General features: G+C 36.6%; 8 protein-coding genes. All 8 read right to left on the bottom strand.

Annotated elements, in window-relative coordinates:
• Positions 1-32: 32 nt before the first annotated feature.
• On the bottom strand, positions 33-11,759 hold the full coding sequence (locus KAOT1_RS04015; RefSeq protein WP_007093431.1) for an SDR family NAD(P)-dependent oxidoreductase: 11,727 nt from the start codon (positions 11,757-11,759) through the stop codon (positions 33-35).
• Between the two features lie 316 nt (positions 11,760-12,075).
• On the bottom strand, positions 12,076-12,804 hold the full coding sequence (locus KAOT1_RS04010) for an START domain-containing protein (RefSeq protein WP_007093430.1): 729 nt from the start codon (positions 12,802-12,804) through the stop codon (positions 12,076-12,078).
• 153 nt (positions 12,805-12,957) lie between these two features.
• Positions 12,958-14,247: an FAD-dependent oxidoreductase gene (locus KAOT1_RS04005; protein WP_007093429.1), complete on the bottom strand. Its 1,290-nt coding sequence runs from the start codon at positions 14,245-14,247 to the stop codon at positions 12,958-12,960.
• Between the two features lie 85 nt (positions 14,248-14,332).
• The gene (locus KAOT1_RS04000) at positions 14,333-15,241 is read right to left on the bottom strand and encodes an outer membrane lipoprotein-sorting protein (RefSeq protein ID WP_007093428.1); all 909 of its coding nucleotides are present in this window, start codon (positions 15,239-15,241) and stop codon (positions 14,333-14,335) included.
• Positions 15,228-17,819, bottom strand: a complete 2,592-nt coding sequence (locus KAOT1_RS03995; protein WP_007093427.1) for an efflux RND transporter permease subunit — start codon at positions 17,817-17,819, stop codon at positions 15,228-15,230. The genes KAOT1_RS04000 and KAOT1_RS03995 overlap by 14 nt, the downstream gene beginning before the upstream one ends.
• 91 nt (positions 17,820-17,910) lie before the next feature.
• Complete coding sequence (locus KAOT1_RS03990; protein WP_007093426.1) at positions 17,911-18,837, bottom strand: NAD(P)-dependent alcohol dehydrogenase; 927 nt, start codon at positions 18,835-18,837, stop codon at positions 17,911-17,913.
• A gap of 49 nt (positions 18,838-18,886) precedes the next feature.
• On the bottom strand, positions 18,887-22,633 hold the full coding sequence (locus tag KAOT1_RS03985; protein ID WP_007093425.1) for a beta-ketoacyl synthase N-terminal-like domain-containing protein: 3,747 nt from the start codon (positions 22,631-22,633) through the stop codon (positions 18,887-18,889).
• Positions 22,634-22,651: 18 nt separating this feature from the next.
• Positions 22,652-24,422 (bottom strand): aspartate aminotransferase family protein (locus KAOT1_RS03980; RefSeq protein WP_007093424.1); only part of this gene is annotated, 1,771 nt, incomplete at its 5' end.

The following is a 24,422-nucleotide window of genomic DNA, read 5'->3' as shown; positions in this document are numbered from 1 at the left end:
TTTTGAATGTAATACAGCTTCTCCTTGACAGTTTACACTATTTTCTTCTTCATTTTTGTGACGATTTCAAAAGCGATTGTTGCATCGTCATTAGGTGTTACGGTGATTTCAATTTCCGTAGTCGTTTCAACTGTTAGCGGACGAATCCAGAAGATATTTTGCAATGAGATTTCATATTCGTCAGAAAGATTTGGAACTGATTTTTCGATTGCGACACGAATCATTTCTAAATATGCCACTCCTGGAAGAATCGCTTTTCCGTGTACTAAATGTTCTTTTAGGAAAAATTCGTTTCCACTGAACGTAGACGTAAAACTTTGCTGATTTAAATTTGATGTGTTTGTATGAACTAACGGATGTATTGTTGCTGTAACTCCTGAATGATTTGTTGCAGCTTCTCCGTTTTGTGATGTTACCCAATATTTTTCTTTTGCAAACGGATAAGTTGGCAAACTAACACGCTTTGGCTTAGTATTTTCGTAGAATTTACTCCATGAAATAGTCAATCCGTTTACCCAAAGTTTGAGTAGTTTTTCAAGTTTTCCATTCTGTATCCAATTGCTGACAGCTTCTTGCAAGTCTGTATCTGTACTAAAGAGTGAAAGCGTATCATTTTGAGTTGTTGCTTTTCCTGTATAGATTTCATTATCGGAATCGTTTCCGTTAAGATATGCTTGCAATTTATTTTCAAGTTGATCTATAGAGTTTACAACAAATCCTAAACGTTCTCGCATGTCATCACGTCCAATTTGCAATGTATACGCGATAGATCCTAAGTCTAGCGTGTTGGTATTTTCTTCTGATGCTTCTGCCTTATTTTGTTCGCTTATGAATGCTAATAAATCTGCTGCTTTTTCTTTTAGTTGCGCTGTTGTTTTTGCCGAAAGCGGAATGATAACAGATTTTGTTTCAGATGTAGCTTGATTTGTTGTTTTTGGATATTCTTCAATGACCAAATGTGAGTTCGTTCCACTGAAACCAAACGAACTTACACTGGCACGACGCAAACTATGCGGATTGGTTTTCCATACTCTTTTTTCCGTGTTTACATAGAAAGGCGAATTGTTGAAATCGAAATGTGAGTTTTCTTTGGTAACGTGTAATGTTGGCGCTAGTGTTTGGTTTTGTAATGATAATAATACTTTGTGAACACCTGCAATTCCTGCCGCCGCCGTTGTATGACCAATGTTACTTTTTACAGAACCGAGTGCACAATAGTTTTTCTTATCGGTACTTTCTCCAAAAACTGTTGACAAGGCTTGTAGTTCTATCGGATCGCCCAATTTGGTTCCTGTTCCGTGTGCTTCTACATAAGTTATTGTGCTCGGATCGATATTGTTTTGTGCGTATACTTCTTGTTCTAGTGCAATTTGGCTTTTTACGCTTGGCGCTGTGATTCCGTTGGTTTTTCCATCTTGATTGATTCCTGAACCTAGAATGACTCCTAAGATGTTGTCATTGTCTGCTTCGGCGTCTTTTAAACGTTTTAACACTACGGCTCCAACACCTTCTCCTGGCACAAATCCGTTGGCGCTGTCGTCAAATGTTTTGCATTTTCCATCTGGCGAAAGCATTCGTGCCTGACACATTCCTTGGTAAGTTTCTGGACCTAACCATAAACGTACACCACCAGTCAACGCCATGTCTATTTCGTTGTTAAGCAACGATTTGCACGCCAAATGCATTGCCACAAGTGACGATGAACAAGCAGTATCTATCGTAATTGCTGGTCCTTTTAAGTTTAGGAAATACGCAATTCTTGCCGCCGCTATTGCGGAATTGTTACTTGTTACGTTTGGCGACATTGCATTGTTTTGTCTTAAATGCCATGAATATTCGCTTCGTTCAAGTCCGAGGTACACACCACATTTGATGTCTTTTAGTGCTTCTCCTGCATATCCTGCATCTTCAAAAGCTTTGTAACCTTCTTGCAAAAATAGACGATGCTCTGGATCCATATAGGTTGCTTCTTGAGGCGATATTTTGAAGAATAACGGATCAAAAAGATCTACTTCATCCAACATTCCCATCCATTTGGCGTATATTTTCCCTTCTTTTTCAGGATCTGGATCGTAGTATTTGTCTATGTTCCAACGACTGTTTGGAATTTCAGTGACTGCATCTACTCCATTTTCAAGATTGTTCCAGTATTCTTTTAGATTTTTTGCTTTTGGGTATTTTCCAGACATTCCAACAATGGCGATTTTGTCATCTGTTGTTGCTGATGATTTTTGTGTACTATACCCGTAAGCTGGCGTAATGTTTCCGTATAAATTAGTGAGATTCGTTACTTTTCTGCGTGTGAGTTTTGGATATTTTTCACCAAAATTGATAAGATTTTCCGTGTCTATTTTGGCAACTGCTTTGACTTCTTTCGAAATAGTCGCAATTGATTTTTTAGCAATTGACGTGTTTTTTAATAAGTGTGAGTTTACATAACTAGAAAGCTCTTTGATGTTTGGATAATCGTATACAATTACGTTAGAAATGGCAGTTCCGAAAGTGTTATTGATGGCAATGGCTAATTCAACTCCCAAGATCGAATTGAGTCCCATATCTACAAAAGTTTGCTCCATGGAAAGTGCCGAAGATTGAATTCCGAGAATTTCTGTTAGAATTCCTTTGAGGGTTTCCTGAGTATTTTCTACTGTGTAATTACTTTCTACAATATTTTCAGAAATCGTTGCATCTTGCGTTGTTTGCGCTGATTTTTTTAGATTGAAAACATGCGATTTGATTTTGTTTCCGTTTCCTTCAACTACCAAACTTTGACTGCAATCTGATTGTAAACTCGTGTAAAATGCTTTTAATCCTGTTTTGGTTGCCAAACTTTGCATTCCGATGGTTTGTGCTACCATTTTCTCGGTTGCTTTGTCGATTCCCATGCCACCATCTTTCCAAAGTGGCCAATTGATTGAAAGTGTTTTTCCGTGTCGTTTTCCTTTTTGAACCAAGCCGTTTCTGTAATACGCATAGTGATCCATAAAGCTATTCGCAGACGCGTAATCTGCCTGACCAACGAAACCAATGGCTCCTGCAATGGAAGAAAAATATACTAAGAAGTCTAGTTCAATTTCCGCCGTAGCGTTATCAATATAGATAGTTCCATCAACTTTTGGCATAAGTACTTGGTGGAATTCTTCTGTTGTTTTTTCAGCAATGAAGTTGTCTGAAATCATTCCTGCACAATGCAAAATTCCATTGATTTGCTGATGTGATTTTAGTACATTTTCAAAGAAATTGTGAACCGCTTTTTCATCAGCTATATTTACTGATTTGTAGATAACCGTTCCGCCATAAGACTTCAATTTTGCAATTGCATCTTTTTTAGTTTGCGTCAGTTCTGAACGACCTGTGAGAATGACAGTTGCATTGGTTGTTTTTTGTAAAATTTCTTTACAGAAAATTGTTCCCAATCCGCCTAAACCTCCAGTAATAACGTAAATTCCTTGATCTTTGTATACAATTTCATTTGACGTTTGTAGCGATTGTTGTTGCCATTGAAAAACGTATTGTTTTTTGTTTTCGTGCTTGACAATCAAATCTGTATTGCGAACAGTTTGCGCGTTGAGTTGTTGCGCTAAATTGTTTTGAGAAACGTGAGCATCCGTGAGCAATATTTGTCCAGAAATTTTAGGATTTTCCAACATTGCAGTACGCAATAAACCATATACTCCTTGTAATGGTGCATACTGTTCCGTATTTGGAATTACAAACCAAATGTGTTGATTTCCAATAAATTTTTCTTTCTGTAAGTTTTTGATGTATTCAAAACAAGCTGTCGCGTATTGATGATATTGTGCGTGTAAATTTTCTTTTTTTAATGAAATGTTCGTGCATACGTTATTACCAATCGCCGTTTCTAATTGCGTTGTTTTAATCTGTGGAAGATCCAGCAAAATGGTATGATATTGTGCTACATCACGCTTTTGCGTACCTTCTACCTTTGTTTCTTGCCATTGCGGAGTAAAGAATAGTTTTTCTGTTTCAGTAGCTTCGGTTGTTGCGGTTAAAGTTTCCGATTGCTTCCCAAATGAGCAACCTACAAATTGTACACATACGTTTCCGAGCGTATCACAAATGTCAATATTTAACGTACAAATGTCATCACTAAATAGACTTTCTTCTACAAAAGAAATAATGATACATGCTTCTTCTTGAAGCGGTTGAATGATTTGAACAGCATCGCAACCAATGATGTATGCGTTTGACATTTTGTGCTCAAATTCCGCTAAGATATTTTGGATATAACTGAGCGTTTTTGGATGCAAAATGAGTGTTTCTTGCTGCTGTAAAATTTCTTCAGAAAAATCGATGGTAGCTACTAATTTTCCATCTGTTTTATGAATTTCCTGAACACCTTTGTAATGATTGCTAATTGTGTGTTCTTCAAGTTGCGTTAGTAGTTCTTGAATGTTGTGTTTTTGCGGCAGTGAATGGTCACTTAATACCGCTTTTCCTTGGCAATGTACTGTTTCGTCTCCATCCGATTCACTGAAAATATCAAAGTGTAATGCTATATTTTCTTCACGTAAAGGCGCCGTTGCCGTTAAAGCAATGTTGATTTCTTTCTTTTCAGATAATGTAAATGGCGTAGACCAAATTAGGTTTTGCAGTGTGAGTGTTGTTTCACTTTCGTTTCCGCTTGTTGCATGTAAAGCTGCTAAACGAGCCATTTCTATACACGTGAACGTCGGAACTATTTTTTCTGTAATTTTTTCATCAGCATTATACTGTGTTTTTAGGAAGAATTCGTCTCCATTGAAACGAGAAGTGTAACGCTGTTCGTAAATGTTTGAAGTGTTGTGATGCAATAATGCATTTATATGTTCTGCGCCTTCTGAGATTTTTGTAAATCCTTTTTCAATACTTTCTGTCTGAATCCAGTATTCGTCGTTGGCAAATGGATAGGTTGGCAATGCTACTCGTGAAATATTAACATCTGTATCGTAGAATTGGTGCCAATCAATCGTAAGTCCGTTTACCCATAACATGAGTAAGTTTGCTAATTTTTTATCTTTAACCCAACGTGCAATTGTTTGTTGAAATTCTGCTTCTTTGGTAAGCAGTTTGAAGGTTTTATCAGGATAATTTTTGTTTCCTTGATCGAAATTTTCTATTTCTTTTGCTTCGTTGATGTATTGAATGAGTTTTTCTTCTAATTCTTCTATCGAACTTACTATAAAACCTAGTCGTTCGTCCATTGCTTCTCTACCAACTTGAAGCGTGTATGTTAATGAAATTAGGTCAAATTGTGATGCATTATTATTTTTTCGTAATGCATCCAACAATGCAACCGCACGAAGTTTTAGTTGTGCTTTATTTCTTGCCGATAACGGAATTAATACTTTTTCGGCTTCCGCCAGAAGCGACTCTGTAGCAAAAGATGCTTTTTCTTGTGGTTGGTATTCTTGAAGAATTACGTGTGCATTTGCGCCGCCAGCTCCGAAAGAAGATATTCCTGCAATTCTTGGTTTTTCTTCATTTTGAACAAAAGGTCGTTCCCAATTTTGTAAATCGGTTGCTACTTGAAAAGCCGTTTTTTCAAAATCGATATTTGGGTTTAAATCTTCCGTATGCAAACTTGGAACGATTTTACCGTGTTTCATCTGTAGTAACACTTTTGTCAAACCAGATATTCCAGCCGCAGCTTCTAGATGACCAATATTTGATTTTACCGAACCAATGGCACAGTAATTTTTATCTGTTGTATCTGCATCAAAAGCCTTTTTTAGACCTTCAACTTCTATCGGATCGCCCAATTCGGTTCCTGTTCCGTGTGCTTCTATGTAACTGATGTCGCGTGCATTGATTCCTGCTTTTTTGATCGCAGTTTTGATGAGTTGCGATTGCGAAACTGGACTTGGCACGGTGTAACCATTGGTTTTTCCACCGTGATTTACATGCGTTGATAAAATGACTCCGTGAATGACGTCATTGTCTTTTACCGCTTCCGAAAGTGGTTTTAGCAATACGACTCCAACACCTTCTCCTGGCACAAAACCATTTCCGCCTAAGCCAAAACTTTTACATTGTCCGTCAACCGACAACATGTGTTGTGACGATAAGTAACTGTATGTTGAAGGATGCAAATACAGGTTTACACCACCAGCAAATGCAACTTCACATTCGCCTCTGTGTATGTGTTCGCAAGCTTCATGAATTGCGGTGAGCGATGAAGAACACATCGTGTCAATAGGCATGCTCGGACCTTTGATGTCTAAGACGTATGACAATCTGTTTGCAACAGAACTAAAGGATGATCTTGGATGAAATTTATGATTGTCGTTTCTGTAAAACGGTGCTTTGAGCTCAAATCCTGTTTTGGTCACTCCTGCAAATACACCAACTTTTTGATGATATTTTTGTTTTAAATCGTGTTTTGTATATCCTGATGATTCTAGCGCACGCCAAGATTCTTGCAAGAATAAACGTTCGTGCGGATCGATGTTTAAGGCTTCTCTTGGAGAGATTCCGAAGAACATCGGATCAAATTGTGCAAATTCGTTGATGAATCCGCCCCATTTTGCATAACTTTTTCCTTCTTTGACTGCTTTTTGCATGTCTGGTTCGTAGAAATCGTCTAAACTCCAGCGAGAAGGCGGAATTTCAGAGATGCTATTTTTTCCTTCTTGAAGGTTTTCCCAGAATTCGTCTAAATCTTTGGCTTCTGGATAGATTCCACTGATTCCAATGATGGCAATTGGCTCTTTGTGATTGATTTGTTTTTCAGCTTCGTCAGTATTTTTTATTGTTTGACCAGTTTTTGAAGCATCTTTAAATATTTTACTTGAACCTTTTTGTGTTTGATTGATATCAGTTTGTGTCCAAGAAGCACAAGTTTCCGTGTATTCGTTTACAAGATAGTTTGTGATTTCATGCAGCGTTTGATGCTCAAAGAAGATAGTTTTTGATAAGGAATCAAAGGTTTTTGATAGTTTTTGATTGAGTTGATTGATGAATATTGAGTCAATTCCGTATGCAGAGAAAGATTCATGTTCGTCTACTTTTGAAGGCGCAAATCCTAAGACTTCCCCAAAGAGTTCTTTTGTTTTTTGAAGTGTTTTTTCAAAGATGACATCTTGATTTTCAACTGAATAGTCTTGTGCTTGCTCAATTGTTTCGTTTGTCGGCGCTAAGTTTTCAAGTGTTTTAACAAGTTTTTCTTCCACGCCTTCCATCACTAATAATTGATTGTATTTATTGGCAATTCCCTGATAGAAAGCATGTAAACCTGTAGCAGTTTCCATTGGAATCATGCCTGTTTCTTCTTTGATAATGGCTAAACTTGACTCGTGAATGTCCATGCCGCCATCTTTCCAAAATGGCCAATTGATTGATAGTGTTTGTCCAGCTCGTTCTTTTTGCGCAAGTAATGTGTTTCGGTAGGCTGCAAATTGATCCATGAAACCATTCGCCGTAGCGTAATCAGCTTGACCGACATTGCCAACGACACTAAATATAGACGAAAATAATACGAAGAAATCGAGGTTTTCGTTTTTCGTTGCTTCGTCTAAATGTATCGTTCCTGCTACTTTTGGTTGCAATACTTCTTCAAATTCTGAAGCTGTTTTTTTGATGATGAAATTGTCTTTCACCATACCTGCACAGTGAATGATTCCGTTTATATTTCCATGCTTTTCTTTGATGGAATTTATAAAGGTTTTCACTTCATCATTTGATGTTAATGTAACTTTATGATAGTGTATGTTTTTGGAGATTGTTGCAAGTTGCTTGATTTTTTCTTGCTTATCTGCTGTTAATTCAGACCTTCCCGTAATTATTATTGTAGCATTTTTGGTTTGCTTTCCGATTTCTTTGATGAAGATTGTTCCCAATCCGCCAAGTCCGCCAGTTAAAATGTATACACCTTCGTCTTTAAAGACAGTTGTTTGCTCGTTTGAACTTTCTTGAATTGCTTCCCAACGTATTACTTTGCGTTCGTTTGCATCGTATTTTACAGTAAGTTCTGTTGTTACTGATTGGTTTTCAAGAAGTTTTTGCGTTAATTCTGGAGTTTTTATTTTTGGATTTACCGCAAGTACTTGTCCGCTAACGGAAGGATATTCCGCGTGAAGCGTTTGTAACATTCCTGAAAGTCCGAGCCAAGTTGTGTGTGTTGTGAGCGCTGGAACCACAATCCAGAGATCTATTTTTTTGTTTGATTTTTCACGAACTATCTGTTGTATTTCCTCAAAACATTCAACAGCAATTTCAGTATATGTTTTTGCTATTTTTTTCTTTTTGGAATTGATTGTTGAAATCGTTGTTTCAGGCAATTCCTGCGATAGTTTTTTACTTAGTAATGTTGAAAATCCACAAAGAAGTATGTGTGTTTCGGTAACTTCTTTTGAGTTTGATTCCGCTATGTTTTCAATCGGAATTGCTTTCCATGTTGGCGTAGCATAAAGCTTAGAATTCGTAGTTTTTGTTGGTTGCTTTGTTTCTGTGATTGTTTCAGTTTCCTGAATCCAATAGTGATCTTTTGCAAACGGATAGGTTGGTAAACTAACAAATGCTAGATCGTTTTGGTTTGCGTAATATGCTTCCCAATTGATGGTTGCTCCAGTAGTCCAGATTTGACCTAGAAGTGAAATGTTTTTTTCTGAGATTGCTTTTGCAATGATTTCTTCAGTGTAGTTCGTTGCTGCGTTTGAACTGCTCCAAGTTGTTTCTACAGTTTTTCCTGCAATCCATTGTGATAGTTTTTCTTTTAAGTCTTGAAAGTTTGTCGCCTGAATTGCCAAGCGTTTTTTCATGGCAGTTCGTCCAACTTGCCAACTGTATATTGCGTCGTTGAAGTTGAATGTTTCCGAAGAAGTATCAATCCAACGAATGATTTTTTCCGCGTAAGCGATTAAACGATCTTCATTTTTCGCGGATAGTACGAATAGGCTTTCATTATTTGTGGAATGATTTTGTTTGGTTTTTTGTTGAAATTCCTCCAAAACGACATGTCCGTTTGTTCCGCCAGAACCAAAACTACTTACACCAGCTAATAATGGTTTTTCAGATTGCCATGATGTTAAGGTGTTTTGTATTTGTATTGGAGAATCGTTGAGATTTATTTTAGGATTGAGCGTGGAAAAGTGAATACTCGCTGGCAATTGTTTGTGTTTCATTGCCAAAATTACTTTGAGCATTCCTGTCATTCCTGCGGCTGATTCTAAGTGTCCTACGTTACTTTTTATGGAACCTATGGTACATTTTTCTAATGTTTTGGAATCGCTATGTGTTGTAAGTGCATTTTTGATGCCTTGTACTTCTATTGGATCGCCTAATGAGGTTCCTGTTCCGTGTGCTTCGATGTATGATAAATCGGAAGTAGAAATGTTTGCATTTTTCCAAGCGTTGACTAATAATTCACTTTGCTTTTTTGGATTTGGCACGGTTAATCCTGCGGCAAGTCCACCGTGATTGATTGCGCTTCCTTTGATAACACCATGAATTTGATTTTTGTCTTCAATGGCTTTTTTAAGTGGTTTTAGTAGCATAACTACTGTGCCTTCTCCACGTACATATCCGTTTGCTTTGCTGTCAAATACTTTACATTTTGCTTCTGGCGATAACATGCCTGCTTTGTGATACGCAATGGATAAGTCTGGATGACAAATGAAGTTTACACCACCAACTATTGCGCTGTCACATTCGCCTGAGTGTAGTGATTGCACTGCTGAGTGTATTGCCACTAATGACGATGAACACGCGGTGTCTACTAATAAACTTGGTCCTGAAAGATCGAAGTAATAGGAAAGTCTATTTGCTAAGATTGCCAACGAACTTCCAACTGCATGATGCGCTTCTATGGCTAGTTTTGCATCTTGTACTTTACGACTGTAGTCTGCGTTGCTTGCACCAACAAAAACACCTGTGTTGGAACCAATGAGTTTTTTTGCTGGAATTCCTGCGTCTTCCAAACATGCCCACGCCAATTCTAGGAGAATGCGTTGTTGCGGATCGGTTATTTGTGCTTCTTTTGGTGATATACGAAAGAATGAAGCATCAAAGGCAGCAGCATTTTGCATGAATCCACCTTGATCGATTCCTTTAAATTCTTCGCTATTTGCCCAGTTTCCGCGTTCTTTCGGATACGAACTGATGAGGCTTTTTTCTTCGGTTAATGCTTCCCATAACGCATCTACGGAAGTGATATTACCCGGAAGTTTACAAGAGATTCCTATGATGGCAATGTCTGTGTCAGAAACATTATTTTTTACGTTAGCTTTTGCTGTATTGGTTGTTTCTGTAGGTTTTTCAGTGTTGTTTATTGTAAAATCTGCTTGTATTTTTTCTGCTACTTTTAGAACTGTGTTGTACTCAAAGAAGAAACCAGCTTCGAGTTGTTGATTTATTTTTTTCTCTATTTGACGTTGCAGCATTTGCAGATCAACAGAGTTTAAACCCATTTCCATGAGTGGTTGCTCTTCATCGACAGTTTCTGTATTAATATTGAGCAGATTTGCGATGGTTTCCGTGATGAATTTTTGGGTAGTTTCTTTTTTTGTAAACTCGCTCGAAGTGTTTTTGCTTATCGTTTCTGGAGAAGCGACAAATGCTTTGTTTGTGTTTATTCTTTCATCTAAATTAGTATAGTGTACTAATACGCCAAAACCTTCGTTTGCAGTGTCTCGCTCACGATAGTTTGCCAAACCTTTTACAATGTTTGCACCGTGATTGTGGTGAAATGCCATGATTGGATCTTGCTTTTCACCTTGTAGATTTAGGTATTCTTCAAAGGAATATTCGCCATTTTTGTCGTAGTTTTTACAGATGGAAACTGCTACAATTTCTGTTACTTTATTTATAAGACTGCAACGTTGTAGCATGAATTCTAGCAATTGATCGCCGTAATTGAAAAGCTGTACACTCGGATGAATGTTTACCGCGAGTAATTGCATTACGTTTCCATTAGCATTGTGCAGTTTGTGCACATTGTCCATTGTTGCCTTTTCAAGCTGTGCTTTGTCGTTAATGGCTTGACTGTAGATGACGCCGACAACTTCTCCATTTTTTTCAAGTACGAATTGTCCTTGTGGAAAGGTTTTTATTCTTTGTTGAATTGCTTCTTTGGATGAACGTATGTGCGATTGCCAGCAAAGTTCTTCTAGCGTATCTAATGTTTGTAAGTCTTTTAGAGAAGCGTTGCGAATGCTGTAAGCTCTTTTTGTGATGTTGTGTAGTGCAACTTCTTTGTTGGTTTTTGAATCAGGATATCTTTTGGATAGTTTTTCTGTAAAGAGTCCAATATTCGCAGCTAGTGTTATAAATTTTTCTGTAGTGATTTGGTTTTTATCTAATGAAGCTTGTGTTTCTGCTACGACATGTTCGCTTGTGAATAGAAGTTGATTGTTTTGTAAATGATCGGCATAGACTTGAAGATATGCTTGCCAATTGGCAGTTGGAGTTACCGTGTGTAGGTATAGTATTTTTTTATCGGAAGAAATTCCAATGTTTTTTAATGCCTTTTTTAGTCCGTTACTGGTTTGAATGTCTCCCAAAAACGTTTGTATGTTTTTATTGTCTAGCGCAAGATTGTCTAGATTTTCTTGAGAAGCATCAACCGCATAGCATTGTACAGGATGTTCTTTTAGGTATTTTCCACGCAAAGTGCTACCTGAAATCGTTTGGTAGATTTCACGCAATACTGTACCATCTTTACATCCCAAATTCACGATAATTTGTGGCTGTTGATTTAAAGATTGATTAAATATTTCTGTTATTGCTGAGCGCAAATCATTTAAATATTTTTCACTAATCATTACTTCTGTTATTGGTTTTTGGTTGTTGTTTTTTAATATGTTTTACCATTGTTTATGGAAGGCACATATTTGGTACCTTTTATTAGAAATATGAATAGGAATAGCCTTTCTAGAAGTTTTCATTGTACATACATTGTATGCATGACAAGGCTTCTTGAAGCTGGCTAGCTATTGCTAAGTAAAAAATTATGTGATTGTTGATTTCAAGCTTTGTATACTAAGAATCAATATACTTTTTGAGGGTTTGCGGGACATTGTAAAGCTTGAAGTAGGATATCACTCATGGCAAAGTGATATCCTGATATTAATTGGTTGCTTATAGTTCTTCTATGAAAGGGAACTTTGCATTTTTATACTTTTCTTTTTCTAAGAATTTTGGCAATTCATTTTTCATGAAATCATAGTTGGCGTCTTTTCCTGCCATATTCATTAGGAATGAAGGGAAAAATCCTCCGAGAGAAATATCTTGCGTAAGCTGACATTGTGCCATTCCGTTTCCGAGTGGCGTAAATTGCCATACATTGTGCATACGTTCTACTCTAATTTTTCCTTTGTTATGCTCTACTGCATTTGGCACACTTATAACATCGATGGTTACCACTTTGTTTTCGTCCTGCTTTACAGATGTGTTGATGAGCAACTCTCTTGGTTGAAATGGCGATGGGAAATCTAACGTCCATAATGAAACATCGTATTGTCTGATGGTATCAAAAGGTTCAATGATTTCGCAGTCTACACAGTTTTCAAACCATTCTTTACAGGTTTCTAAGTTATGGTCTAATAAGTGTGGAGCTGCCAATTGACTAAGCGTGTATTTTCCTTTGAAGATGGTTCTGAATTTTACTACGTTATCTCCTGGTACTTTTAGTGAGTATACTTGTACGCCATCTTTGTCGATTTCAAGTTCCCATTCGTTAGAACCTGAGTTTACCCAGTATAGATTGTAGAGATATAATACGATAATCAGTGATCCAAGACCAATTCCTATGTATTTTAATATTTTTTTCCATCTTTTTGGCTTTGCAGGTTTGTTTTCGTTTTCCATGCTTGTTAGTAATTTTGATTAGTTATTAGTTTGATTGTACTTATTGTAAGCTATTGTTAGCTTATGTTTTGGTGTAATTTTTGGTAATATCTGATGGTTTTCAGATAGGTAATTTTATATTAAATAGTTGAGTTTTATTTGTCAGTTACTTAATTAGGACTCGTTAGATGACAATAAATGGTTGGCTAAATATTTGGCTAAGCAAACTAACGTTAGTGTAGGTGGATCTCTAAAAGTATCTGGTATAAACGATCGATCGCATACATATAGGTTTTCAAATTCTGTTTGCAGATTATTATCGATATGTTCGTTAATTCTAAGCAATCCTCCAATACCTGTTACATTCATAGGACCTTTGATGATGTGCTTTGCTCCTGCATTTTTCAAGATTTTTAAAGCATCTTCTGAACCTTTATCTAATTTTTTATAAACATCTTTAGAGAATTCTTTTTGAAATTGTCCATTATCTAGAAATTTTCCTCCTAAAGGTTCACTTACTTTTACTCCTATACCTATACTATTTGAGTACGAAAAAAAGTGTCTCGGCTTTAATAAGGACAACATTATTAATCTATAAAATGATTTTATAACATTAACGTCTCCTAATGCAAGATCTTCTTCTAAATCTGCTTTCATTGCTCCCACAAAGGTTTTTTCAGATTTAAGACCTGGAATTAATCCAAAGTACACCAAATTAGGATCTACATAAAAGCCACGATCTCCTACATTTTTTACACCGCTATTTCTTAAAATTATAGGGGAAGCAAGTACGCCTGCCGTAAGTATTATTTTGTCTCCGAATACTTTACAAAGTTCAAATTTTTTAGATTTTGTTTTCTTCTTAAGTTTATATTCTACACCAATTGCCTTTTTATTGTCTGTTATTACTTTAGTAACTTCAGCTTTATTGATTATAGTAGCTCCATCTTTAATGGCATCATCTACATAATCTTTTGCTTTCCACTTTGATTCGTAGGTGTAACCAGATTTGCATTTTGACTGATCGACGAACATTAACTGATTATACCAATCATAACCCAATTCTCTTGCACTATCTCTTAATTTAAGAGATTGTGGACCAAGAAGCTCGTCAGGCAAATAGTCAATAGGCAATTCTTCTAGTGCTTCTTTGTATTCTTTCGTAAGATCAATACCTAGTGATTTAAACGTATCAATAGGTGGAGGCGTTGCTACAGCAAAGTAAAGTGAGGAAGTTCCTCCTGTAGCTAATGCTCTCATATCTTTTAGCTTTCCACTGACTGGAACTTCGTTAGCAAGTGCGCCAATTCCTAATAATGATTCTTTTAAAGGAAGTGTAGCTCCTCGTTCAAGAATTAATACTTTTTTATTTTGCTTACATAGTTCTCTTGCTATAGTAGCTCCGCAAGTTCCTGAGCCAATAATTATGGCATCATAGTGCATTTTTAAGTTTGACTGCGTCATGGTTGATTGGTTAAGACTGCTACAAATGTTCTTAGGACACGACATTTTGCCGTGTCGCTAAGAGTTTTTGAAGCTTTTGCTGTCGTTATTTTTTGTTGGAATCTACTTCCTGGAGTGTATTGCGATATTCGTTCATTTTCTTTTCTCTGTATGCAAAGTCACTCATCGCTCTTTGTGTAAAGAATTCATCGTCAATTTCTAGATTGAAATCGATTGATAATACATCGTAATTAGTGATTCTGCGTGAGCGAAGATTTATCATTGCAGATTTTGTTACAATCCAAACACCATCAATTCTGTCTACTTTTTTAGTGATAAGTTGCTTGAATAGTGTTCCTACTCTATCATACAATTCATCTTTGAGAATTACGTAACGTTCTTTATCAACATAGCTAATTACTTTGCTGTAGTATGTTTTTTTAGAACGAGTTTCTGTTGGTGTCGATTCTATAATCCAAACAGGTCTGTCGTTTAGCGTGTTTTCGCCCAAAAGTTTGTATGTGTAATCTTTTGTTTTTCTTGGCGACACATCTTCTATAGAAAACTCTGTTCCAAAAACGCTTCCTGTTTCGCCTCCTTCATTGCTAGATGCGATACGTTTTACTTTTCCTAATGCTGGCAAATACAACCAGAAATCATTGTCGTCCTGATCGGCTTTTTTCCAAACCAACATGTTGGTTCCTTTGTCTGCAATCGGTGATATAATCATATCAAGCGATTTGGCATCTTTCTTTTTTGGACCTACAATGTAGTCTTTGTGAATGTTTTCTACTACGACTTGTCGCGGTCTGTTTTTACAACGTAGTCTTCCGCTAGAAAGGTCATATCTACACGAGGTAAATTGAAATTTACGGATAGACGAATTGTACGTGAAATTTTCAACACTGTCTACTTTTACCATGATTTCTTTTGGACTTTGCGCATGTGCATTCCCAAAGAAGAAAATAGATGATACAATTAGAATGAATTGAATACTTTTTTTAAACGGCTTCATGAATTTGTTCTTTTAAATTAGTTCCTGTTTCCCCATCGTCTGATGTTTTATTTTTTACACCAAAATTTAGATTGAAAACAATGATTAGAGCTGGTAAAAAGAATAAGTCACACATTAATCCTGCAATGATTGCAATGAATCCAAATTTCCCCATGTTGGATGTTCCTGCGGCAGCTGCAACAGACATGATTCCGAAACCAAGTCCTAAGACTAATGAGGTAAATAATAATGCTTGACCAGCTTCTTTCATTGTGTAACGCAATGCTCTTTTTATGTTTCCATCTTTTATTACTTCATGACGATACTGAGTAATAAACGTTACTGTATCATCAACAGATATACCAATTATGATCGGCGCGAGCATCATTGTGTAAAAATCTAGCGGAATCCCAAGTATACCAAGCAATCCGAAAGTTAAAATTGCTGGCAATAAATTTGGAAACATTGCTGCTGCACCTACTTTTGCAGATCCAAAAACGATTAAAAGAATGATACAAATGGCAACTAATGCGATTCCAAAACTGTTTACTTCATTCTTGGTAAGGTAATCTGCGGTTTGCATTGCTAAGGCAAATATTCCAGTGATGGAAACGGTTGCTTCACTGTAATCTTTCTTTAAGTTAGCGACCATTTCTTCAATATCTTTTTGCATATTTTCAAATACTTTGCTGTATTCGTATGAACCATAATTGTGCAATGATATTTTTATGTTTGCTTTTTGATAGTTGTCTCCTACCAATCTTTTTCTGTCTTCCGGACTTGCGTTGTTGAACATGAACAAGGTTTGCGAAAGTACTTGTGGATCTTCAGGAATGATGTATTTGTCATCTTTTCCAGAGTTTAGTTTCTTATAAGCATCTTTGGCAACATCTGCTACCGAAGAAGTCATTACTACGTATTTCTCGTATTTTTCTTCGAATTTACGCTGTAATTGATCTAGTGATTTTAATACTTTAGGATCTTTAAAAGCGTTTTCTTTTCCTAAATCTAAGAAGACAACCATGCTGTATGCTCCCATCATTTTGTTGTCGGCTATTTCTACATTTTCTCTGAATTTAGAATCGTCTGGATATTGATCTAACATGTTTGAGTTTACCGTTACCATTGTTGCTCCATATATACAGAAAGCTATGATTCCGAAAAATATGATTAGGATTGGAATTGGTCTTTTTTCTACCACAGGAACTACTTTGTCCAATATTTTTTGCATGATTACCGCAAAGTTTGGAAAGATACGTCCTATCTTACTACCCAAGGATTTTTTACCTTCTTTTGCTTTTTTCCAAGGCTTCCAAATGTCCATTAGTATTGGTAATAGGAAAATTGTGAATAGGAATGCTAACGAGATTCCTAAAGTAGACATGATAGCAAAGGTTTGAATTGGTACTACAGGTGTAATGTTTAAGGCAATGATACCAACCATGTTGGTCGTTGCAGTAAGTAGTAACGCCGTTCCTACAGTTCCATATATTGTTTTGAGTGATGTTTTGTGATCTACATCAGTGTTTCGTAAGAATGAGTATCCCGACATGATATGCACCGAATCGGCAATACCTACTGTTAGAATTAATAATATGGTAAGAATTAAGAATCCTGTGATGGTTAGTCCGAGTAACGCTGAGATTCCGAGTGTCCAAATGGTACTTAAGATAACGATGGTTAATGACCAAGTTACCGCAGAGAATCTTCTGAAGAAATACCATAACAAGACAATCATAATTAATAATGCTGCCATGTATAAGTCTCCCATTTCTTCTACCATCATTACGTCATATTCTGCCGCAGGCGTGTTTCCAACTGCATAATATTCAAAATGCTCTGCATATTCTGGTTTATTTAGAATTTCGTTGATCGCATCGTTTAGTTTTAAATAATCAACTTGATCTGTTGGCTTAAAACGTGGTGTTGCTGTGTCGGTTGCTGCTTCTTCTAGTGTAAGATCGATGTTGTTGTCGTCCATAATAAGATCGTCAACTTTTACATCGTCTTCAATAGGAATTGCTCCAAAATTGGTTTCTATGTAAATTCCGCCATATTGCATGTCATCAGAAAAATATTGCAACGGAAATTGTTTTTCACCTTTTGCTATTTCTCTTAGTTCTTCACGTTTTTCTTGGCTTTTTGGTACATTTTCACCTACTAACGGACGCGCATATAGAAAATCGTTTTCCGCAGTTAATACACGCGCATTTACTACAGTATTTACTTTTACGATATGATCTAACGCAGATTCTTCGCCTTCTTTTAACTTGGCTCTGTAATTGAGTAAATCTTCTTGAATGCCTTTGACAATTTTCAATGATTTTTCAGAGAATACATCACCATCTTTTGGCTTGTATACGATATATACACCGTCTTCACTTCCAAATTGCGCGTGATATTCATCAAACGCTATTTTAGTAGGATCGTCATCCTGAATCCAACCTTCAATGGTCATGTCCATTTTTAAGTTTCCTAGATTCATAATTAGGAAAACGGTCGCAGCTATGAAAAATCCCAAGTACAGCCATTTTCTTTTTAAGACTTTTTCTGGAATTTTACTAATGAAGCGCGATACGGGATTGAGCATATTCTTCATAAAATTAATTTTAGTAGTTTATTGATTTTTGTTAGTTAATTTTGGTAAGCGAGTCAGCTATACGTACTTTTTTAGGTGTTTTACTGACTTTTTATTTTTCTATTTGTATGATGACATTACCTTTTTTTCGCTCGGTATCTAAGTACTTGTGCGCTTCGACAACGTCTTCCATGTCGTAGGTTCTGTCTATAATTGGTTTTAATTCGTTTTTCTCTATTAATTCATGGATGATTTCCATATCAGCTTCTTTGATATTCGGCAGCCAGTAATTGTTGAGATAGATTCCTTTTGGTTTTAGGATTTTTTTACACTTGAATCGGGTTGATTTCATGACAGCATCATACACAACATCATATTTTTTTCCTGCTTTGATAAAATCTTCTTTGGTGTAATCAATTACATAATCGGCTCCGATAGATTTTACCAATTCTGCATTTTTTCCACTACAAACCGCCGTGACTGCTGCGCCGTAATATTTTGCCAATTGAATGGCATAGGTTCCCAAACTTCCTGAAGCACCATTGATTAAAATACTTGTTCCTTTGGTTACTTTTCCTTTTTGTAAATTTTTCAATGCTGTCAACGCTGCAGAAGGTACAACCGCACATTCTGCCAACGTAAGGTTGCTCGGCGTTTTTTTGATGATTCCTCTAGTTTCTTGTTTTCCATCTTTTACTTTTTCAGGAATACAACAATATTCTGCATACGAGCCCAAACGCAAGCCTGTTAGACCATATACCTCATCTCCTTTTTTAAATAGTGTTGCATTCGGTCCTACACTTTCTATGGTTCCTGAAAGTTCAACGCCAGGTATTAGATTTTTTTTGGGTTTGAAAAAACCAAATAGTAAACGAACTACAATCCAAGGGCTTGATCTGCGGACACGAGAATCGCCTGCATGTGCCGTAGTTGTATGTACTTTTATAAGAACCTCATTTGCTTTAGGTTGTGGCTTTTCGATGTCTCTGATCTCTAATACTTCTGGCGGACCGTATTTTGTGATAATAACTGCTTTCATTAATGATTTTTATTGATTATTTCTGAGAATTTTGTACGCTTATTATCATTTATGAGGTTACTTTTTTACGTTGCGGTCTTTTGAATAGTGTTTGAATTTTCTTTGCAACTATTTCGCTAGAAGCTTGATCGGTAATTGAAAAATGATCTGCTCTTATATGATTTATTTTTATTTTTTCTGCTAAAAGTGCATTCCAACCATAGTCTTTAGAAAGATTTTCATAACCTTCCATATAACCTTCTGTTGCCCTAAATAATACTGCATTTACTTTTGCTGTTAGTTTTTCAGGATTGTAAGCGCGACAACTCATATCCATCGCACGTGCAATGTTGTATGTAGTTTCAAATTGTTGTTTTGGAATGGTAAATCCTTGCTTGGTGATGACTTCATACAGGTAATCGAAACGTTTGTCTTCGGTCATTTTTTTGAGTGCTTCCACATCGATATCGAGTGTACTTTCCGAGGCATCGGTAAATTTCCCATTAAAAACACCCACAATTTCATCGACCATGTCAATGACTTTTTGCGAAGGTGAGAAACAGTCTAAGAAACCTAAGAAAGCTACTTTTTCGCCTTGTTCTGTGAGTATTCTTGCCATTTCAAAAGCAATCATTCCACCGTTGGAAAGTCCCATAAGTCGGTACGGACCTTTTGCTTGTACTTCTTTCATTTCCTCAATGTTTACTTGTGCAATACTTTCGATGGAAATGTCTTCTGGTTTTGTATTTTTCCCCATCACTAATTCCAATCCATAGAAAGGTTGATCGGTTCCAAGTGCTTGTACTAAGTGTTGAAATGATAGTGTTGTACCATTTCCGCCTGGCGACACAGCAAAGATTGGCTTTTTCCTTCCTTTGGTTTGCAGTGGAATTAAGGCTTTTCCACCGTCATCTTCTATTGTAACAGCAACATTGTCTTTTTGTGCCTTTTTTGCATCTTTTGTAACGCGTACGTTTTGTACTTTCTGTGGAAACGTTTCGCAGAGATAACGTGCCAAACTGCTTACTTCTGGATTGTTGAAGATGATGGCTGGCGACATTGTTACACCTAATAGATTCATAGTGTTTGATACAAAAGTTCCGATGTCGATGGAGTTTAGTCCAACTTCTAGGAAGTTTTTAGACTTGTCTACATCATGTACAGAAACTTTTAAGATTGCTGCGATTTCCTGCTGTAAGTACAACTCCATTTTTTCAATAGCATTCAGGTTGTTTTCGTCATTTTCTTTTTCAGAAATGTAAAAAAACCATTCTTGTGCTACTGCTGTAGTTTGTTTTTTGGCTGCTGCCGATGGTACTTTCGTTTCTTCGGAAGCATTTTGTATGGAAGTCACTGTAGCTTCGCCCACAACTTCTGCCCAATGTCTCGTTTTGTAGAACGGATAGAGTGGCAATGAAATTGGTTGTACTTTTTTGTTTTCCCATAATGATTTCCACGGTACGTCAAAACCTGCAGTCCATAGGTTTGCAAGTTTGTGCATACGATCGTTTTGTGCACCATCACGAATGAGCATTTTGGTCATATCATCTGTGAAAATTCCCATTAACGGATTGTCGTCTGTTTGTTTTACTGCGCCATAAAAGATGCCTTTTTTCTCCAACGATTTTTTGTCTTTAGGAAAACCATTTTTTACCGTATTTAGTTTGCTTACAACATCTTGAAACGATGTTGCTACGATTGCCAAACGTTCTTCCATCGCTTCACGTCCTGTTTGTAAAGTGTATATTGCGTTTGCAAAGTTTGCTTCGTCTGCGTTAGCTAAGTGAGCAATGTGATCTTGAACCGTTTGTATTAATCGATCTTGATCTTTTGCCGATAGTACAAATAGTTGTGGTTCTGTGGTTTTTGGAGATAAGTCTCTGGTCGTTTTTGTGTATTCTTCTAAGAGAATATGCACATTTACACCTGTATCTGCAAAAGAATTGATTCCTGCTCTGATGATTTCGCTTTCTTCTTTTCGGATCGTTTCAAACGGAATTTCCTTGTCTGCAATGTATAATGGATGTTTTTTATTTTCAATATCTATAAACGAATTTACTTCATTTTTGGTGATAGATGCTGGAAATTTTTTGTGATGTAATGATAATGCGAGTTTTATGAAGCTTGCCAAACCATTGACAGATTCTAGATTTCCAATGTTTCCTTTTAGACTTCCTAATGCGCAACTTTTTTCGCCGCTATTTGCTTTTTCAAAGGCTTTTTTGACACCTTCATATTCAAAAGAATCTGCCCATTTTGTTGCATAACCATCTACTTCAATATAGTGTACACCAGTTGGTTCTATAGCTGCATTTTCATAGCAATCTGCAATGACATCTGTGATAGATTCAGTATCAATTTCTTGTAAAAATCGAGCGTTTCCTCTGTTGTTTTGATGACAACTTTTGATGACTCCGTATATTTTATCTTGATCTTTTTCTGCATCCGACAATCTTTTTAAGACTACAGAAGCTGCACCTTCTCCACGAGTAAAACCGTTGGCATTGTTATCAAATACCGCACAAGTTCCATCTGGCGAAAGCATGTCATATTTTGAAAGTGCGATGTAATCATCTGCAAAGAGATTGAGTGATACACCACCAACTACCGCAACATCACTTTCTCCGTTTTGTAAGGATTGATACGCTCTGTTTACCGCAACTGCCGATCCTGCACAGTTTACATTGTAGGTTTCGCTTGGCCCATTGAAATCAAATAGAAACGAAAGTCTGTTAGATAAGTAATATGTTGGGCTTGATGATGAGAAAAACGGTTTATTTTTCACATCAAGTTTGGTAACATTGTTACGTAGGTAATGTTCGTATTCTGAGTATTCGTAGCTTGTAAATATCCCTGTTTTGGTATCTTTTAGTTCTTTCGGATTGATTCCTGCATCTTGAAACGATTTGTATACTTCTTGAAGCAATAAACGTTCTTGTGGATCCATGAGTTTTGCTTCTTCATCGTCAATGTTGAAGAATTTTGCATCGAAACAATCGTGATTTTCTATTAACGCTGCCCATTTTGAGTTTGTTTTTCCTTCTGCATTTGTTTCCGAGTAGTATTTTTTCCAATCCCAACGTGATTGTGGGATTTCTTTGATACTGTTTTTTTGTCCGATTAGGTTTTCCCAATATTTTTCAGCGTTTGGCGCATCTGGAAAGTTACAACTTACACCTACAATTGCAATGTCATCGTAAGCAATTCCTGCTGAAAAGTTTTCTGCTTCGTTTCTGTATGCTTCATCTTCGTAGTAGGTTTCTTCTAGAAGTTCATCCACAATGTTGTAATGCGCTAATAATTCATCTAAGTGATTGTTAATGAGCGTATCTGCAATATCTTCGATAGAATTGAAATTGCGATAGCTTAGATCGATTGCGAATTCTTGCTGAATTTTATCGAGTACGTTTTTATGCGGATTTTGAACTCTTTTTACCGTATTACTTCTTCTTGAAACTGTTTGTTGTCGTTGCCTAACGTTGCGTTTTATTGGCTTGTTGACTGGTTTTGGTTTCGGAACGCTTGGCGCCGCTACTTCTTGAACTGTTTCTGCTGTTTCTGCTGAAGTTGTTTCGTTTTCACTTGTCAATTCTTCAATAGCAACCGACAATTCTTTGATCGTATTTACTTCCGTGAATTGTGCTGGCGTGATGGAAATGTTCATTCCTTTTGAAAGGTTTGACATTAATTCCATTGCAATGATGGAGTCAATTCCAAAGCTATCAAAGTCTGCATCCGCATCAAGTTTTTCTAAAGAAATTTTGAGCGTTTTGGAAACTATATTTTTTACCTGTGTGAGTACGTTTGATTCTGCCACGTTGTTGGTGTATTATGTTTATTGATTGAATCTTTTTAAGTCTCTTACTAAAAGATCTTTTAGTTTTTGGAGTTGTGAATCGTTGGTATTGATTTGCTCCTGAGTATGTGTTTGTGTCGGTTGTTGTACTGGCGCTGGCGCTGGAGTTTCTGTAAAGAATTCTTCTTTTGGAGCTTCTACTGGCGCTTCGTAAAAGAATCCTTCTTTTATAAGTGTTTGTAAACTCTTTTTAACAGCTTCTATTACTTTTCTGATGTCTTCGTCTGTATGTGCCGTTGTGATGAAACAGTTTCCTTGAATGTTGGTTTCAACACCATTCATTCGCATAAGTAAAAACATTAATGCCTCGGTAATTCCCCAATAGCTGTCAATGTATCTGAAGCGGAATAATGAACCAAAAAAATCAATAGTTATAGGCAAATTGTGCTCTACAAAATATTGATTTAGCTCCTCCACCATTCGCATGGTACGTGTGTTTAGTTTACAGTACATGTTTTGACAGGTATGTGAATGGAAATTGCAACTCTTGCTACATTTGTCTTCTCTTTTTTCTAATTCTTTTTTGATTTGTTTCATGGTTGCATACGCAGAAGCTACTTTTAGCGGATTTTGCGAGTGTGTTCCGCCCATACCAACTCGTTTTGATTTTGGCATGGAATCGTCTCCAAATTCCCAAGTTCCACCATCAATTAAGTCCATGTATTTTTGTGATCCTGCAACCAATCCTGTTGGCAATCCTCCTCCTGGAATTTTTCCATACGTAGAAATGTCTGGCGTAATGTTAAAAATTCCTTGTGCACCTTTTGGACTTACACGAAAACCAGTAATCATTTCGTCAAAGATTAATGGAATGTCTTTTTCTATGGTAATGTTGCGGAGTTCTTTTAAGAATTCTACAGGTTTGTTGTATATGTGTCTTGATTGTACAGGTTCCACCAATACACCTGCAATTTCGCTTGCATTGGCTTCTATAATGTCTAACGATTCTTCATCTCCGTATTTTAATACTATGATTTGATCGGCAAATTCTTGCAACATTCCTGGACCTGCAGCCAAACTGTTTCCTTGCATATCGCGCATTGCCATGACAACATCCGATAATCCGTGATAAGCTCCTTCAAATAATGCAATCTTTTTTCTGTTGGTAGCGGCTCTTGCAATTCGAGTGGCTACCATTACGGCTTCCGTTCCTGATTGCGTAAATAGTACACGATCATGACCTGTGAGCTCGCTGATAAGTTTTGTAGCATTGTGAATGGTTTCAGAATAACCTGCCAACGGAATTCCACGATCTAAGGCGGCTTTTACAGCATCAACGATAAATGGTGCTTTGTGACCAAAAATGTTTACGCCCATATCACCTGAAATGTCAATGTATTTATTACCATCAATATCGTGCACGTATGCGCCTTCTGCTTTTTCGTAGGTTATTTGAAAGTGTAGTTGCTTAATTTCCTTGATAAGGTGAAAGTTACGTCGCTGATCTACAAAGTGATAGTGATGTTTTGGTACGTTTGCTTTTGATTTTGGAACAAAGGCTTCGTATTTTTCCGTTAACTTTTGAATAAATTCACGATGATTGTCTTCTAAATCTCTTTGATCTAATGGTTTTAGCCTTTTGGTAGTAGTTCCACTTCCATTAACTACATCTGTCATGCCTGTCAATGACTTTATTTGCGAAATTAGCTGTAGTTTGTCTGTTTCAGATAAACCGTCAAAGATCCGCATCGCTTCTTTCTTCTCAATTTTTTTCGAAATAATTTTTTCTGCTATTTCATTATCAAGTGTT

Origin of the sequence: Kordia algicida OT-1 (assembly GCF_000154725.1) — a bacterium.
Taxonomy (GTDB): domain Bacteria; phylum Bacteroidota; class Bacteroidia; order Flavobacteriales; family Flavobacteriaceae; genus Kordia; species Kordia algicida.
The sequence above is the reverse complement of the archived record's forward strand: the minus strand, read 5'-3'. Positions and strand labels throughout refer to the sequence as shown.

What these genes read in the sequence shown, in the direction of transcription:
- KAOT1_RS04015 (WP_007093431.1), bottom strand. Translation starts at nt 11,759, where the DNA reads ATGATTAGTGAAAAATATTTAAATGATTTGCGCTCAGCAATAACAGAA.
- KAOT1_RS03990 (WP_007093426.1), bottom strand. Translation starts at nt 18,837, where the DNA reads ATGAAAGCAGTTATTATCACAAAATACGGTCCGCCAGAAGTATTAGAG.
- KAOT1_RS04010 (WP_007093430.1), bottom strand. Translation starts at nt 12,804, where the DNA reads ATGGAAAACGAAAACAAACCTGCAAAGCCAAAAAGATGGAAAAAAATA.
- KAOT1_RS03995 (WP_007093427.1), bottom strand. Translation starts at nt 17,819, where the DNA reads ATGAAGAATATGCTCAATCCCGTATCGCGCTTCATTAGTAAAATTCCA.
- KAOT1_RS04000 (WP_007093428.1), bottom strand. Translation starts at nt 15,241, where the DNA reads ATGAAGCCGTTTAAAAAAAGTATTCAATTCATTCTAATTGTATCATCT.
- KAOT1_RS04005 (WP_007093429.1), bottom strand. Translation starts at nt 14,247, where the DNA reads ATGACGCAGTCAAACTTAAAAATGCACTATGATGCCATAATTATTGGC.